Source organism: Bifidobacterium avesanii (assembly GCF_009299475.1).
In the GTDB taxonomy this organism is placed as follows: Bacteria; Actinomycetota; Actinomycetes; order Actinomycetales; family Bifidobacteriaceae; genus Bifidobacterium; species Bifidobacterium avesanii.
This window is the reverse complement of the sequence record NZ_WBSN01000020.1, coordinates 1-16,329: the sequence shown is the minus strand read 5'-3', so window position 1 is coordinate 16,329 and position 16,329 is coordinate 1. Positions and strand designations below refer to the sequence as shown.

Here is a 16,329-nt window from a genome sequence, read left to right as displayed (position 1 = left end):
TAGTACTCGGAATGCCGTCGTTACGGTGAGATTCTTCCATCATCCTGCGCCAGTCCGCTAAGGCGAGGCCCTCTCACACCAACGGAAAATTTGCTAAGATATCTGAACATATCTAAGGTTATCTATACATATCTGAGGTTATCTGAGGTTATTTTGGAGGGATAATGGAATCGCAGACACCTTTGCAGGCTTTGAATCCCTTCATGCCGGGGGCCGGTTTGCAACCCCCGGCATTGGTCGGGCGCACCGGCGAACTGGAGCTCATGGACCGTATGGCAGCACGTACCAAACTGAGGCTCCTCAACAGGGGCATAATGCTGTACGGGTTGCGTGGCATAGGGAAAACCGTGCTCCTACTGCGCATGCGGTCCATTGCTGAGCAGAGGCATATGGCCACCATCAAGATTGAAGCCAGCGCGGATGCCGGCAAAACGTACGATGCCTTGTTCCGCGAGATTCCAATGTCTATCGCGCGCATTGGCAAGCCTGATCTGCGGGAAAAGGTCGGCGGAGTGTTCTCACATGTGGAGTCGATTTCCTTTGACTTCATGGGCGTCAAAGCCGGCGCAGATTTCAAAGGCAAAGAATCATTTCGCACGGAGTCTTATCGTCTGCAATTGCTGATTGAGGGCATCTGCCGGGAGCTCAGGAAAGCGGATTCCGGTCTGTACCTGTTTGTTGATGAGTTGCAGGAGATGAATGATGGACCGCTTGGGGATCTGATTACCATTCAGCATGAAATGGGACAACAAAATCTGCCGTTCTACATCATTGGCGCCGGGTTGCCGGATCTTCCCGGTGTTCTTGCCAAATCCCGGTCCTATGCCGAGCGGCTGTTCGAATATCGGGAGATCGACAAGCTGGATGATATTTCCACGCGGAAGGGCTTCCAAGAGCCGGCACGCAATAGCGGCCGCCCATTCAGTGACGATTCATTAAGCCAGCTTGTGGATTTGTCCCAGGGCTACCCATACTTCATTCAGGCCTACGGCGCAGCAACATGGAATGCGTCGGATTCCAATCCGATTGGCGAAGACGCCGTTGCCAAGGGCAAGTCGGAGGCGTTGCGGATGTTGGATCATGGCTTGTACATGTCCCGCTGGCAAAAGGCCACCGAAGCCGGGCGAATGTACCTGCGCATCATGGCGGATCTCTCCGATGGGCCGGTGCGCACCGCCGATGTGGCCCGGCGGTTCCGCAGCCGTGGATCCGCCGCCAGTGCCCGCGCCTCCCTGATCGCCGACGGATTGATCTATTCCGCCGGGTATGGTCAGGTGGCGTTTTCCGTGCCTCGTATGGCCGAATTCGTCCGCCGTGTCATGCCGGAGGTGGAGCAGCCGTATGACGGGAGACGGTAGGGAAGGCGTATATGTCGTTTCCTCGCTGGGGCTTCGCCTTGCCGGCGAAGCCCCGTAGATGAAAAAATGGCTGCGCCAGTAGCATGTATGATGCTGTCGTTGTTGCTACTGTCGGAGTCTCCTCCATCCTGGGGCATGGCTTTACGATGGTCCCGTCTCCTGCCTGTCTGAACGAAGCTTACCGAGGTGAAGTCGAAAGATTCTTAACCCCTTATTTCCAAACCAGCGGAAAATATGGCAAAGTATTCGGACGCATCTTAGACATCAAATGTTCTCATACTGGCAAAACATTTGTGCAGCCAACTTTTAGCAATGAGAAGAAAGATAATCATATAGTTTCTGCGAATATGCTTGGGGCGAATGGGCTTGCATGCATTTGGCAAGGTCTTGGGAAAGCAGTCGACGTCTATCAGGGCTTGACAAAAGAGTTTGGATGGATGATGCGAGGGCTTCCGCATTGCCGGTTGGATAAGAATACCCCCCCCCTAAGTCCATTAGTAGTAATTAGCTTGATGAGCGATGAATTTTCGGAAACAATAACGGGACGATTCAGCGAAGCAGATTGAAAAACAACGGTTAAACCATTCGGGATATTATTTGGAACTGGCACGACTGAAATACTTGATTGGCCAAGTAACGTGTAGAACTCTGACATTGAGATATCAAAGTGCATATCCAAGTTGGTGGGTTTGTTAGCTAGCAAATTCTGATCAAAAGAATTAGATCCCGCAACTCCAACAAAATGCACATCAGACAGTAACGAAGCCGCATGGAAGAATGTTTTCCAATCTCTGATATTGCCGCCGCAGAAAATATCCCCATTGCCAACATCAAAACTTTTTGTAGGCATTGAAAGATATGAGCAATCTTGTAATTCGAAAGTATGATCCCAATTGATTCTATATCCGCATGATTGCAAATACTCCATATTATTTGCAGATAAATAGAAATCTTTATCATTGAACATAAAATTGAATAATAAGGATTTAATCTTTGCTTTCCAGCCCGTTGAATGATCCAAAAAATTTAATGCCACGAGCTTGGTTTGCTTATTTAAAATTTTATTTGCAAAGAAAAAAAGAGGAGCATAGTCAAATATCCAAATAATAACGACATCATCATTATGTGTTTGCTTTAAAACAGAAAAAGCAAACGATAGATCTAGAAATCGATCTTTTAATTTCTCAATTTTACTTTCCTTTGCAAATAACCCATGTTTTTGTGGTTTGATATGAGGTATGGTCGTAAATGTACCCTGCGGAAAAGTATTCGTAAGAAAGAATGAATCAGTATTATTTAATGGAACAAAGAAATATTTCATAGCATGACTCCGTATTGGATATTCATCATCAAAATTTCTAATAGAAAGTTTAATATTGATGTATATGCGTGTATATAGGCTGCTTTGATTCAAAAAACGATGTAATCTTTTTTCTGATACGTGTGGTCAACTTTGTCTTGTTATGTTGTTTGGTGTTGTATCGTATAATATTCTCGGTTTTGTTTGGTAAATCAATGGATTCAAAGAGATGGCGTAAATCTGGATTGGAATCCGTTGGCTTCCTTGAAACAACATCATCTGGATCCCGCTGAACGCGATAGACGGGTATGTTGGGGGGGGGTAATTGCCGGGGTGTCGGAGATCAGTATAAGTCTATTATTTATATTAAAGGATTTGATCATGTTAATTATCTCTTGAGAATGGCATGTAATATATTGCATTTCGGTTAGGGATGAACCGTCGCTCCGAATACTCATTCGAGGTTCACTTGCAACATACCTGATAAATAAAGTAGGCTCGCAGATGTTGGATAAAAAACGATCGCATCTTCTCTGATATTTCCTTCGAATATCAGGCAATTGTTCTTGCAAAGATCGATGGCTATTGAAATCATGGAAGAATTCAATACCATAACGAATGTTTTTGTAATGTGAAGGCTCGTTTTTGCTTTGATAAAGCAGTGAAGGTTCCAGTAGTTTATCAAAGCCGTTGGCGAGACATTGCTCCACACCGGTCCATGGAGAGATGCACCAATCAAATGGAGAAGAGCAATCCCTTAAGCCGTAGCGTTCTAGTTCCATGGCAGTGGAACAAAAATAACCAAGTGATATGCAATGTGCAAATTGTGTCATCGTATTACTCCACGTGACCGCTGTCGTGTATATAATTAGTTGGTATCTCAATTAGAACTTCGTTGACAGGTTTTCTTGCCGTGGCTAATACTTTATTGTGTTTAGCCGGGATTCCAAAACCAACTGCAGCGATAATTACTTCATTATCCGGAATATTGGCAAGTTGACGCAATTTAGGCACATTTGGGTGTGCGACAGGGATTTGGAAAATGCAACTTGCGATATGGTAGGCATGCAATGCTTCTACAAAGTAAGAGAGAAAAATACCGCCATTGACAAACCATTGCAATTGTTCGATGTGTCCAAATGCATCACGGTCTGCCGTGATTAGAGCCCAATTGGGTACTTCATTTTCAAAGCCCTTATTACCAGGAATTAATTGGTTGATTTTATGAACTATCTTCGGGGTAGTTGTGTAGTGAACGTATACAGGCTGTCTATTGCAGGCGCTAGGTGCATGCTCTGCAAGAGCGACAACTCTTTGTAATGTTTCTTTTGGTACAGGCTGCTGCAGGTAATGGCGAATGCTATGGCGTGATGAAATGAAATATGATATTTGCTGTGTGTCAAGATTTTTATATATCATATTCATATCAGTGATATTTTCAAAGCCAGCAGGCAATTGTTTAATGGATTTGGAAAGTTGCTGGTAGCGTGGTATTAATGCTGAAATGTCATTTTCTGTGCTGGCAAGATATTTTCCTAATATACTCACGCCTTCAGTGAAAACATAGGTATCGGTTGTCGTTGAATTAGCGTGATATTCCTGTAGAAGATCTAATAGTCGCTTTGCTTTTTGAAGTCCAAAGCCTGGCCTAGGGTTTGGCAGCCCCATTCCTTTCTCCAATGAATGGGCAAGAAGTAATATCATGGTGTTAATATTATCTTTATTATCCCACTGAATTTCTTGCTGCAAAATATGCTGATTTTTTTTCTTATCTATATAGGTGAGAATAGAGCGTTTGATATTGCCTAGTTGCTTTTTCATATTATTTCCTATGCCTTCCATGGTTAGTATTCTTAATAAGAATTCTTTTAAATCTATTAATTAGACTACGTGCTGATTGTGTGTGGAATGTCGCCGCGAAAAAGATCGTATTAAAGAATATTGAAAAGATTACAATCTTTACGATAAATCCTATTAACCCTGTAATAGGTAACAAAGGTATGATCCAATAACTAATATATCCATCTGCTACTATTAAGGCAGCTGTAACTGCGTATATAACGAAATAGTATAAGGCGTTTTTCTTGAATATCCGTTTGCAAATGATAATCGGATCAACGATCTCGTAGGTCAGTATACGCGCTATGGAGGATGCAAGAAGAATGCCCGTCAGTCCCCAAAGCTTTCCGAGTGCGAAAGCCAATCCAAGGTTAATCACGGCCGCTGCAATGGGCACATACTTGCCGAACACGAACAACCCGGCTGTAGTGCGATAGGTGTAGCAGGGGTAATGCATGTTCGAGATGTAGAAGTATAGGCATGCCGCGGCGACGGCGCCGTTTCCAATCAGATACGAATCTCCCAGCCAGATTGTGATCAGCGGAGAGGTGAAATAGTACAGTCCCATGGCGGCGAAACCGTAGAACCATGCGTTGAGATAGAAGATCTCGTAGAAGACCCGTTCCTTCTTGTCGTCCTCAGTTCCGGCGTTGAGATTGCCGACGCTGGCGACGATGGAGTTCATCACCTGGTTGCCGATGGTGCGGAATACGTCCACAAACATTTTGTAATTGTTGTACAGGCCGACGGTAACGACGTTGATGAGCATCGAAGTAAAAATCGACGTTGTACTTTCAAGCGCGATGCCGCCAATCTTGTACACAACAAGTGCCTTGATATTCGCGACGATGTCCTTGATTTCGGTCTTGCCGAGGGGCTTTACGTTCCTGTCGCGCAAGTATGGGTACATCTTATCCGCTTTGCGGGCCACGAAGTAGTTGTTCAGGAACGTGCATAGCACCACGATCAACAGATATGGGATGAACGCCCGGGTGATGATCAGGAACACGGATTGCGCGATCACCTGAATGGCGTAGAAGATCTGCTGATAGATGTCTACTATGTAATTGCGTTGGTCTGCTATAATGAGGGATTTTTTGTAGACGAAGAAGTATGACAGCACACTGTTGAGCAAGAACAGCAGATAGAGCAGTGTGATGTTTTCCTTCACATAGGACACGTCTCCCACAATGTAGGGCAGGAACGGAATCACGCATACACCCAGTACTGCGATCACAATGCCAATCGCCCAATACGAGCGGGCGTACAGGCGCATGAGGGACTTGATCTTGTCGATGTTCTTGGTGGCCAAGGGCTTGTACAGACTGAACACCATCGCATTGCCGATGCCGAGTTCCGCGAACGACAGAACAGTGAGGATCTCAGTGAACAGGCTGTTGACGCCCAAGTATTCCGCGCCCAGTACGTACACGAATACGGTCCTGCTGATGAACGCGAGAACGTTCTTGACCACCTGCATGGCAAGGGTGACCGACGCGTTCTTGACCACAAACTCGCTTCTTGACGTAGCCATTTATCCCCGCCTGTCGTTACCGTTTGACGGCACGGAGCTCACGCTCCAGAATTTGCTCCAGATAGGCATTTTTCTCTTGTACCGTCGCCATGCATGCGGCGACTTCATCTTTCAGAGCTTGATGCCTTTCGATCAGCGCGAACGTGGATTCGAGCGCCGCATCCGTATCGAGTGCGCATAGATCGATCACATGGTCGTAGCCAAGAGCTTCATATAATCCGGCGAATTTGCGGCTGTATGCCGCCGGGATGGTGGCAACGCCCGAAGAGAATGCTGCGATTGTGGCGTGCATGCGCGACCCCACGAACACGTCCATTGAGGCGATGCAGTTTTTCGCGTCGATGGGGGAAACGAACCGATCGTGGCAGATCACGCCTTCTAATCCCCTGAAGTCTTCGACGGCGTCATCCCCGACATGCGGGATGAGGTGGACTTCGTATCGCGAATCGTGGCGGAGACGCTCGACGAGCGTTTCCAGATAACGGTCGTAGTCGGTTTTCAGCGGCACCGCGAGTTGAGTGCCCTCGGTCTTCTTCGAGAAAAGAAGGCCTGACGGATTGATGCCGACCCTAATTCGGTTGCTGTTTTTGGCAGGTTTGTCAAATGGCAGGGCAAACGCGAGATCAGTCGTGACATCCACCTTCTTGTTTGTGAATGTGGAAAGATAATCGCGAGACTTTTCATCGCGGGAAATCACGCACTGAGCCCGGTCGATCACCTTACCGGCCAGCTCACGAACTTTGGTGTCCTTGAAGGGACCGTACGTCTGAGGACCAAGAATCAACGGGACGCTCATCTTCTCGACTTTTTCTTTGATGAGTGTCAGCTCGTAGAATCGGCGCTCGCCGTAGATGTCGGTGAAGCTGTCGCCCTGAGTTAGATCGATGACGACATCGCAGGAACGGATTGCGTTGCTCATCCGGTGGTTGACGGAGACCATTTTGACAACGTACTTCCAGTCTTTCATCCACAGGAAGCCATTGCGAACGAAACGAAGGCGATTGTCCGGAAGATGCAGATAGGAACGCAGCCGGGTGTACAGCTTGGGATCGTGCTCGAATTCAAAGATCGTGTAGCTGAACTCTTGACCCATTTTCTTGGAAACTTTTTCAAGGTCGGACAACAGTGAATAGGTTAAAGCCACACAACCGAGATTGGGATTGGAAATAAGACCACCCATAATACCGATATTAAGCATTAAATACCTTTCTAAGAATGGGATTTATTAAGCCTTAGTGAAATTATTTGGTAAATTGTTATATGCAAATCCAAGGCCAAGGAGGAAATAGTAGAATCTCAGATCTTCCGAAGCAAAACAGGAGAATTGGGCAATAATATAAGCGATACTAATGATTAGTAGCAGAAGATTAAATGAAAAAATTTCATTCCGTTTCTTTAAAAAGAAATTTTTTAGCAAATAGAGTAAGGAAGAAATTTGTAAGAAAATATACGATGCTAAACCTACTAAACCGATATGAAAAAGCTCGTATAGCCACATGACTTCGATAGATTTCTTAATATAACCTTCAGGTGCCGGATAAGAAAAGTTTGCCGTGTACCCCTTTCCCCAAGTAGCAGAATCCTTTACGGAAATCCAAACCCAATTCCATAATCTAAATCGGTCTCCAGCGCCCTGCATATCTGAGCTATTTGTTCCCGAAATAACAGAGATAATCGAATCAAACATTGAGTAAAAAACTTTACCGAGATTTTGTATTACTTGTGGCATTGCAAAGTTTGCAAAGAAGAGTAAAATTACTGCAGAAAAAATAATTCTTATTATATTAAGAATCTGTTTATAGGTTGAAAGGCTTAAAAATATTAATAGTAAAGATAGCGATACTTCTATCCAAATACTTCTTGATAGGGTAAGGAAACAATTGATTAAAACAATGAAAAAAGGGATTAGGTAGCGACGCTTCTTTGTGTTGATTCCTCTATAAGCTATTAGACAGACTATCATTGATAATAGCATTCCGTTGGTAATAGAAATATCGCATGCACCGCGGGCGCGAGCGAGCCCAAATCGAATTTCATTTGCATTTTCATATACAACTTTTGTGTTCGATAAAGTGTCGAAAATATTCCACTTAAAAACCGATTCAATAATACCGAATATGGAATATATTGAAAAGGTTATTGTGAGAAAATCTAGAATTTGATTAAGATCGCGTTCTTGTCTAACGACAACAACTGTCATATATGTTAATCCAATAATTTGAATTATTTCAATAAAATGAGTATACATGTTTCTATCAGAAAAATGATAAATCATGCATACTATCATCAAAAATAAATAAATCCAATAAAAAATTGGAATTCTTATATTTCTTTTGTGAAAAATAAATATGAAAATAAGGCATGGAACAATTAATAATCTATCGGAAGCTATGCCAAAAATTGATCCTCGAGTGGGAATAAAAAAGGAAAATAAAGATAGAAATAGGAGCAATGTATCGATTGGTATACTGCCAATCCCTTTGACTTCTATTTGTTTTAACAACTTTTCCTCGTTTCAAGCTGAAATCTTCGTTTAGTAATATCTTGCGACGCCTGTTTTCTTAGTTAGAAAGTCCTGCCAAGCTCTTATCTCATTAGTCCAGGTACTTCTGCCGCGTAAGGCATCTTTAAGTGAACGAATTAGTCGTTTGCATTCCGGAACTAAGCGCTCGAACAGTGTGTGATACTTTTTGAGGAAAATAAGATAATTACGTAAATTGTAATAATTATACGACGGGCTACCCTTCTTGGTGGAGCGACTTTCCTTATGATAGATTACCGACTTTGGTTCGTACCAAATCTTTAGGCCAGCTTGCTTAACTCGCTCACAATAATCTGCATCTTCGTAATACAGGAAATAATCTTCGGACATCAGTCCAACGGTTTCAATAACTCGGCGAGGTATTAACCACAAACAACCAGTGGCAAAGGGAATCTCTTTGGAATGCGAATATTTATCATTATCTGGCTGACCAAGTCCATCAATCTTGCATTCCAGCAGCTTGTCATTGTAATAACTGCCACCGAACCATAGATAATCACGGTCGTCGTAATAGCGGATCTTGCCGGTTACTATGCCAACCGAGGAATTATGTCTAAAAACTTCAAGTAAGGGCTTTATGAAATTGGGCTCGACAACCGTATCATTGTTCAGAATCAGGAAATAATCAGCGTCGAGTTCCAATCCACGGCGGATTCCCACGTTGTTTGCGCCGGCAAATCCAAGATTTCTGCCAGTCTCAATGATTTCACATTGCTCACGGGGGATAGCCTTCCCGTAATGGACCTTGCCATGGTCGGAGCCGTTATCCACAATCAGAATTCGCAAATTCGGATAGGAGCAAGCCAGTAGACTTTGTACGCATTCCTCGGTATCTGTAGCGCCGTTGAAGTTCACCAGCACCGCGCAGATCAAACCATTCGCCATGATTGATCACATTCCTTCCCGATAAATCGTCAGCAGCCTGTCAACCATGTGCTCGATGGAAAAGCGTGCTTTGGCATCGCCGGATATGAACGTCGGATCGTATGTGTCCAACTGATCAAGCACGGAGTCCAGCTTGTAAGCCAGATCAGCTGCATCCCCGGCGCTGAACAACTCGCCTAATCTGGGATCGTTGATCACCTCGTTGAGTCCTTCCACATCGCTTACGACGCATGGAAGGCCCATTCCCATAGCTTCAACTGCGGAAATGCCGAAACCTTCGTAGCGTGAAGGCAGACAAAAAACATCGGATTGGCGTAAAAGGCTCGGCACGTCCGTTACATTGCCGAGAAAATCAATCCGGTCCTCAACCCCGCTCGATTTAGCGAGACGTTGCATGTCAGCAATGGCGTGTGGGGCATCGGCTGTTTCTCCACCGGCAAATGTGATGTGGAACATCCGCCCTTGAACCTTGAGAATAGCTGCGGCCTTAATAAGCAGATCCTGACCCTTTTTAGCAGGGAAAAAGCGAGCCACATTCACAATATGAGGTACGGATTCATGCGTTGAATGATTTTCCTGCACGGAGAACCGAGAGAAATTAGTGCCATTGTAAATTCTCACGATTTTTCGTTGACTGACCCCACATGCCTGAATGTCCGCAACTACGGCATCAGAAATGGCGATAATCTTTTTACAAAGCAAGCGCGCCAATAATTGGTTCGTCTGGTTCAATTCCGAAAAAATGTGAGTGTCATGCGACGTGAAGTAAAGTCGTATATGCGGCCGTAGCAACTTAATGACAGCATAAAAAGGCATCAAATTACCTTGATGCACATGAACCACATCAATATGTTCGTGATCAATAATAGAGATCAGCTGTTCAATGTAGCCAAGTTTGTGATTCCGCTTGTTCTTTTTCAGCTTGAACAGCTTCACTTCCGGATTAAGCTGATTCAGTAGTGCCTCAGAATAATCCTCGGAGATGATGCACAGGTAGGCATGGTTGCCCGTGTCCACTAATGCATTGGAAACATCAATGGCTAATCGTTCCACCCCGCCGGGTTGAAAACTGTAAACAACATTGAGAATATTCATTGTCTGAGTTTCAATCCTTATGCCCGAGCGGCATCTTCATTGTGAAACGCTGAGGGATATGCCGGGAATTCGTCATTTTCCTGCAATGCGTCACGAACCGCCTCAAGATATTTGTAGCCATTCTCCTCGTCCGGCTCAAGATAGCCGCCTTCGGCCCATTCGTTCCATGCATACATGAAGATCATGTCTTCGTTGTAGGCGTCACGAGCATGCTTGATTTGCTGGGAGAGGTAATGTTCGAACTTTTCTGGTGTCCCCACGTTGACTTGTCCGCGATCGCCATGGCGGGGAGTGTTGTCCCAGCGCACGAAAGCGCCCGGAATGCTGTTCTTGCGTACCGGTTTGGCGTTAATGATCTTTTGCCAGAACTGATCGTAGTTCACAATCGTTTGTCCGGTCATCTTCTTGTACTGGGCGGTGCCGTAGCGGTAAATGTCAATGCCAAAGTGCTTGCCGGCCCACCCACCGAGAAGACGGCGCATCTTCTTCAGGAAGGCAACGATCCTGCCGTCGTTGGAATAAATCCAATGGCTGGCATAGGGAGGCTGAAACTCGATATCATAATCGAAGTAGTTCGCTTCCTTATTGTTATCCCAATCATAATCGCCACTTTGGAAAGCGAATGAGATCCCCTTGAAACCATGTTCAATGGCAAGTTCATTCCAGTAGTCGATCATTTCCTTCATGCAGGGAACGATGTTTGGCCGGTAGAACACGAAGAAGGGCTTGCCATCTTTCTTGATGTAGCGCTCATCTTTGAAGAACGGGAGCAAATATTCAAAATGTTCCTTCCATTCCTGTTTGCCGCCGTATTCCTGCGGAATGAGCTGCTTCTTTTCCTCGCCGACCCACGCTTTTGTCCACGGTTCATTTGCCCAACAGATACAGAAGGGAATGTCCACCTTTTTATTGGCAAGCATTTGTTCCATCGGCTTTTGCAGCAGCATCTTGCCGCTGAACCAGTAGTGGTAATAGCAAAATCCATAAATGCCGTATTTTTTGGCTAAGTCGGCTTGCCAGATCTTAACGTTGTCATCCAATAGATTGTAATAATTATTGTTCAGCGGAACACGAGGCTGGTGATGTCCCTTGAAGATGGGCTTGGCTTTTTTGACGTTGGTCCATTCAGTGAAGCCATCACCCCACCATTCATCGTTTTCGGGGATGTTGTGGAATTGGGGCAGATAAAACGCTATGATCTTCATCTCACTTCTTTCTCGTCTTCATTAAGCTCGTTGCTTTGATTCAATCGGATAGTTGTTGGGTAATTAATTGGTGATAAAAAGTTGGAATATCGTTCTTGTATTCGGAAAATGTTTGTTTCCATGTGAGTTTGAACAGCGACGTGTCCCGATGAAGTTCATCCCACGCGTGCTCGTCGAACGGATCACCCAAAACCTTGTACAAATCATCGCAACGCGGATTGTTCGGCACGATCCCCGCGAACGCATCCGCAATCCCCCTGCAATGACGCTGGGCCAACACAATCATGTAATCCACCATGAGGTAGTCGACCATGAAGTCGTTCGTCCGCCAATACTCGAGGAAGAAATCCCGAATCGCGCGGAAAATCCAGCGATGCTCCACGTCACAGGCCAGGGAGTAGCCGGCGAAGTAACCCTGCGCAATGGAGCAGTGCAGGTAGTCCGGGCGCTTGATGGACCACAACGGACGGGAGAACACCATCCCCTCCAACGGACCCGTGCAGAAAAACGTCGAATCCAGCCACAGGCCGCCATGCTCCGCGAGAAGCGACAGACGAAGCAAGTCGGACAAGTTGGTTTTAGTGATGATTCCGTCCTTCTGCTTGGCCTTCACCCACTCCGGGATGTGCACATACCGCCCGTAGTTCTCGTCGGTGACCACGACGACCTCGCGGCCGCCCGCGTTCCGGCGGATCGACTCCACGCACCGGCGCACGATCAGGGGCGCGCTGTCCAGCCCCTGCCACCAGCACACCCAGACCTTCCCCTCCAACGACGGATCCGACGGGGGCATCGGCGCCTCGTAGTCGTACGCGTCGCAGAAGGCGCCGTACCGTTTCTCGAAGTATTTCATCAGGGTCTCGTGCTTGCGCACCAGACGGTCCCTCACCGCCGGCGGCTCGCGGAACCCGTTGCGGTTCATCACCTGGATGTCCGCCTTCGCCCGGAACGTGCCCAACGCCTCCGGCCACGACGTCAACCGCGCGATCTCACCCGTCGAACGCAACTCCTCACCAACACGATGAACAATGCGCTTAATGCTGGAATGCCCTGCAACCATGATCGTTGTCCTTGCTGTCTTTTCTCTATGCCATGCGCTCTGCTGGCTGAACCAGTCCAGCGGGCGCGAGACTCGCATACAGCTGTTCCAGTTCGTGTACATAGATGTTCTGTTCGCAGTGTTTGTTCACGTACTGCGCGCACGCCTGTTGCATGTGTGAGTAATCAGCCCGGGCGATATTGGCGGCCTTCAGGAGAACGGCACGCAGCGAATCCCCGTTCCCGCTCTCGAACCTGAACCCGGTCCCGCCCCCGACCACCAACTCGGGAATGCCGCCAATATCCGCCCCGATCACCGGCGTTCGAGCGGCCAGGGACTCCAAACCCGAATACGGCATGTTCTCCCGCCACTGCGAACACAGCACGCTGAAACGCGCGTTACCCACCTCGCGCTGAAGATCCTCGCCCGTCCTGTACCCCAGCAGCCTGATACGGGAACGGGCCTCGGGGCCCGCGGAATCCACAAGCCGCTCGATGGTCCCGCGCTCAGGGCCGTCGCCCACGATACGAAGCGTCCAGCCGCGGGGAAGGCCATCGGCCGCAGCGTCCAGAAACGCGCGCACCAACGTGAGGACGCCCTTCTCCCTGGAAAGACGCCCGAAGAACAGGAAATACGGCTCCACCGTGCCAAACTTGTCCGGATTCGCGACCTTGCGGGCCATGCTCATCTGACTGTCGGTCAGGAAATTCTGCATCGCCACCGTACGACCGGCATAACCACCCTCGTCCAGCTTCCGCTTCATGAACTCCGAAGGCGCAACAATCCGATCAATCTTGTCGTACGAATGGTGGTACTTCAGGAACTCGGCCTCGAGGAACGCCAAGCCACTCTTGGCCTTGGAGCCCTTCACGCAAGTCTTCTTCACCGCATGGAAGAAGTGCCGGTCCAAGCAGTCGTCGCACACGTGGCCGGAGCCGTCCACCATGGTGTATGCCGGGCACAGCAGGATGTAATCGTGTGCGGTATAGACCACCGGCACGCGATGCCTCTTCAAATACGGCGCATCCAGAATCGACAGCGTGAGCTGGCGGTGCACATTGTTCATGTGGATGATGTCCGGCTGGAACTCCTCGAGCAGAGCCTCGAACTTGCGCTTCGATTCCAGCGAATACACCAGCGTGGCTGCTTCCTTCACCTGCTGGAACGCGCTGATCTTGCCCACGTAATCCTTTTCGGACACGAAGTACTTGCTCCAGTAGCTCGGCTCGTTCTCCGGATGCTGCATGGAGAAAAACGCGACCTCATGCCCAAGGGCCTTCAATCCCTCCGCCAAGGCGAAGAAATAGGTTTCGGCGCCGCCCTTGCGGTAGAAATACTTGTTGACGAGGAGGATTTTCATCGCTACTTCTCCTCCTCGCCGCGGTACAGTTCCAGCGTCCGTTTCACCACGTCGTCCCAGCTGTACTTCGCGGTGATGTAATCGGCCGCGCCGGCCTTAAATTCCGCCACGCGGGACGGATCCGCAAGCAGACCCGACAGCTTGGCCTTCAGATCGTCCAGATCGCCCTTGCGGAACGTGACGGCGTGGTCGCCGACCACTTCGGCGCACTCGGGGATGTCCGAGGTCAGGCAGCAGTTGCCGTAGCTCATGGCCTCCAGCAGACTCATCGGCATGCCCTCGAGATCACTCGGCAGCACGTACACGTACGCGTTCGAATACAGCTCGGCAAGGGTCTCGCCCTCCACGAAGCCCGTCATGACCACGCGGTCGTCGAGAGCCGCTGCATCCTTGACGGACTGGTAGTACTCAGAGGAGTCTGAGGATCCGCCGGCGATCACCAGCTTCAGGTCCGTGTCGATCCCGCGGAACACGTCGACCAGGTACTTCACGCCCTTCTCCGGCACGATCCGCCCCAGAAACAGCACGTACCCGTCCTTGCGCAACCCCCACTTCCGGGTAATCTCCCCGGCCGGGACCGCCTTGGCCCGTTCGATGCCGTTGGGAATGAACCGCGTCTCGCGGCCGTACGTTTCCCTGAAATACCGCTGCACGTTGCGGCTGAGCACGATCACCTCGTCCGCGCACTTCGCCGCCGTCCGCTCGCCGAACTTCAGGTACGCCGACGCGAAGCGCCCCCACTTCGCGCGCTGCCAGTCAAGTCCATGGATCGTCGCCACCGTGCGGATGCCGAACCAGTGCGCCAGACGCAGCGGCACGCACGGACCCTCCGCGTGGTAGTGGATCACGTCCGGCCGGGCCTTGATCACCTTCAACGTGGCGAAGAACGAGGAGGACAATGCCGCCAAGCCCTTCGCATCGATCGTGCGCACCGGCACCACGCGAACGCCCCTATATATATAAGGAGCGTCCGAAGTGTTCGACTCGTTGTCAAACTCCGCCCCGGCCACGTTGTGCCCCTTGCGGTTGTACGCCACGACCTGATTGCCCGCCGCGGCCATGCGGGTGGCGAGCTCGTCCACCACGATCTCGATGCCGCCCTCGCGCGAAGGAATCCGCTTATGCCCGATGAACGCGATTCTCATGCGGATGCTCCGTTCCGAGAGGAATCGGATTGCCTCAGCCAATGAGCCGGAACACCAGCGACGACCGAGTCTGCTTCCACGTCTTTGGTTACGACGGATCCTGCGCCTATTACCGAATTAGAATGGCAATGAACATTGCCTATGACTATTGCCCCAGCGCAAATGATGACATTGTCATCAATAACGGGAGGTTCAATACTGAAGCCAATGGTACATTGTTGAAAAATTCTACAGTTTTCACCAATTTTTTTTGCGGCGACAATTGTTGAAAAGCCATGCTGAAATGACAATCCGCCACCGATATTTTCCGGTGGTGTATTAATGTATAATGAATCCAGTGGCTTGAACAGTATCCGGAACAGCAAATACCGAATCGGATTTCTGTGAAGTCGATTCAATAAAACGTTCCTGATACTTTTTTCCTCTAATAATATTTTCCCAAATTTAAAAAAAGAATAGCCTGATGAGAAATCGTACCTACAATAAGCTTCAATATCTTTGAAGGCTTTTTCTTCAAACTTGCTGCCTTTAAGTAAAAGAAAGGCAATGAAGATACGGAAGTAATTACAATAAACTAATATTGTCTTAGCTTTTCCCATAATCTAGCACTTTCGTTCATTCATTGCTCATGTATATTTGGCGTCAATTGAATTGGCTTTTCAGTAGGCTGGTGGCATCACGAATTTCCATAGATATCTTTTTGCCTGCTTCATTGTGATCGTTGACGAACTCAGTAACCGCGATCGGACATAAACTGCGCTGGGGCGGCTAAGATCAGGCCATTGCGCGTGCTCATCATGTTTGTGAGATCCCCGACTCACGAGCGATGGCGTGTTTCCCCTCGCAATCTCCGCAGACTCGTCGTGCTCAGAACGCCAGAATGCGAAGGAACGGCCAAACCTGACATAACGGCCGTTATCGGCTAATGAAGAAATGCGAATGCGGAAAGTACAGTTTTGTGAAGAAAAGTGCACTTTCCGCATAGAAAGTGAAATTCCTGACAGAGAAAGTACAAAAGCTGTATATA

Annotated in this window: 14 protein-coding genes; 1 reads left to right on the top strand and 13 read right to left on the bottom strand. The window is 48.2% G+C overall.

The window, feature by feature from the left end; translation table 11 throughout:
* Positions 1-164 precede the first annotated feature (164 nt).
* Entirely contained in the window at positions 165-1,358 is a 1,194-nt protein-coding gene (locus tag DSM100685_RS09055) for an ATP-binding protein (RefSeq protein ID WP_152351022.1), read from the top strand.
* Between the two features lie 409 nt (positions 1,359-1,767).
* Here DSM100685_RS09055 and DSM100685_RS09050 read toward each other — a convergent pair whose 3' ends face one another.
* The 13 genes from DSM100685_RS09050 to DSM100685_RS08990 form a co-directional block, all read right to left on the bottom strand.
* Positions 1,768-2,679 carry a hypothetical protein gene (locus DSM100685_RS09050; protein ID WP_152351021.1) on the bottom strand — a complete coding sequence of 304 codons (912 nt, stop codon included), beginning with the start codon at positions 2,677-2,679 and terminating at the stop codon, positions 1,768-1,770.
* 254 nt (positions 2,680-2,933) lie between these two features.
* The gene (locus DSM100685_RS11220) at positions 2,934-3,491 is read right to left on the bottom strand and encodes a DUF1796 family putative cysteine peptidase (RefSeq protein WP_152351020.1); all 558 of its coding nucleotides are present in this window, start codon (positions 3,489-3,491) and stop codon (positions 2,934-2,936) included.
* A 4-nt stretch (positions 3,492-3,495) separates the two neighbouring features.
* Positions 3,496-4,500, bottom strand: a complete 1,005-nt coding sequence (locus DSM100685_RS09040) for a nitroreductase family protein (RefSeq protein WP_152351019.1) — start codon at positions 4,498-4,500, stop codon at positions 3,496-3,498.
* Positions 4,481-6,007: a lipopolysaccharide biosynthesis protein gene (locus tag DSM100685_RS09035; protein WP_152351018.1), complete on the bottom strand. Its 1,527-nt coding sequence runs from the start codon at positions 6,005-6,007 to the stop codon at positions 4,481-4,483. The genes DSM100685_RS09040 and DSM100685_RS09035 overlap by 20 nt, the downstream gene beginning before the upstream one ends.
* Positions 6,008-6,047: 40 nt before the next feature.
* Positions 6,048-7,211 (bottom strand): polysaccharide pyruvyl transferase family protein, encoded by a 1,164-nt coding sequence (locus tag DSM100685_RS09030; protein ID WP_170285002.1) that lies wholly within the window; start codon positions 7,209-7,211, stop codon positions 6,048-6,050.
* 45 nt (positions 7,212-7,256) lie between these two features.
* Positions 7,257-8,306 (bottom strand): O-antigen ligase family protein, encoded by a 1,050-nt coding sequence (locus DSM100685_RS09025; RefSeq protein WP_163200991.1) that lies wholly within the window; start codon positions 8,304-8,306, stop codon positions 7,257-7,259.
* 258 nt (positions 8,307-8,564) lie between these two features.
* Positions 8,565-9,458, bottom strand: coding sequence for a glycosyltransferase family 2 protein (locus DSM100685_RS09020; RefSeq protein ID WP_152351015.1), 894 nt, complete (start codon positions 9,456-9,458; stop codon positions 8,565-8,567).
* Positions 9,459-9,464: 6 nt separating this feature from the next.
* A complete protein-coding gene (locus DSM100685_RS09015) occupies positions 9,465-10,553 on the bottom strand; it encodes a glycosyltransferase family 4 protein (RefSeq protein WP_152351014.1) in 1,089 nt (362 codons plus the stop codon).
* Positions 10,554-10,570: 17 nt separating this feature from the next.
* The gene (locus DSM100685_RS09010) at positions 10,571-11,758 is read right to left on the bottom strand and encodes a glycosyltransferase WbsX family protein (RefSeq protein WP_152351013.1); all 1,188 of its coding nucleotides are present in this window, start codon (positions 11,756-11,758) and stop codon (positions 10,571-10,573) included.
* Positions 11,759-11,798: 40 nt separating this feature from the next.
* Positions 11,799-12,818 carry a capsular polysaccharide synthesis protein gene (locus tag DSM100685_RS09005; protein ID WP_152351012.1) on the bottom strand — a complete coding sequence of 340 codons (1,020 nt, stop codon included), beginning with the start codon at positions 12,816-12,818 and terminating at the stop codon, positions 11,799-11,801.
* Positions 12,819-12,843: 25 nt separating this feature from the next.
* Positions 12,844-14,157: a glycosyltransferase gene (locus DSM100685_RS09000; protein WP_152351011.1), complete on the bottom strand. Its 1,314-nt coding sequence runs from the start codon at positions 14,155-14,157 to the stop codon at positions 12,844-12,846.
* Positions 14,158-14,159: 2 nt separating this feature from the next.
* Positions 14,160-15,302: a glycosyltransferase family 4 protein gene (locus DSM100685_RS08995; protein WP_152351010.1), complete on the bottom strand. Its 1,143-nt coding sequence runs from the start codon at positions 15,300-15,302 to the stop codon at positions 14,160-14,162.
* A complete protein-coding gene (locus tag DSM100685_RS08990) occupies positions 15,299-15,901 on the bottom strand; it encodes an LbetaH domain-containing protein (protein ID WP_152351009.1) in 603 nt (200 codons plus the stop codon). Before DSM100685_RS08990 ends, DSM100685_RS08995 begins: the two co-directional genes overlap by 4 nt.
* Between the last annotated feature and the right edge of the window lie 428 nt (positions 15,902-16,329).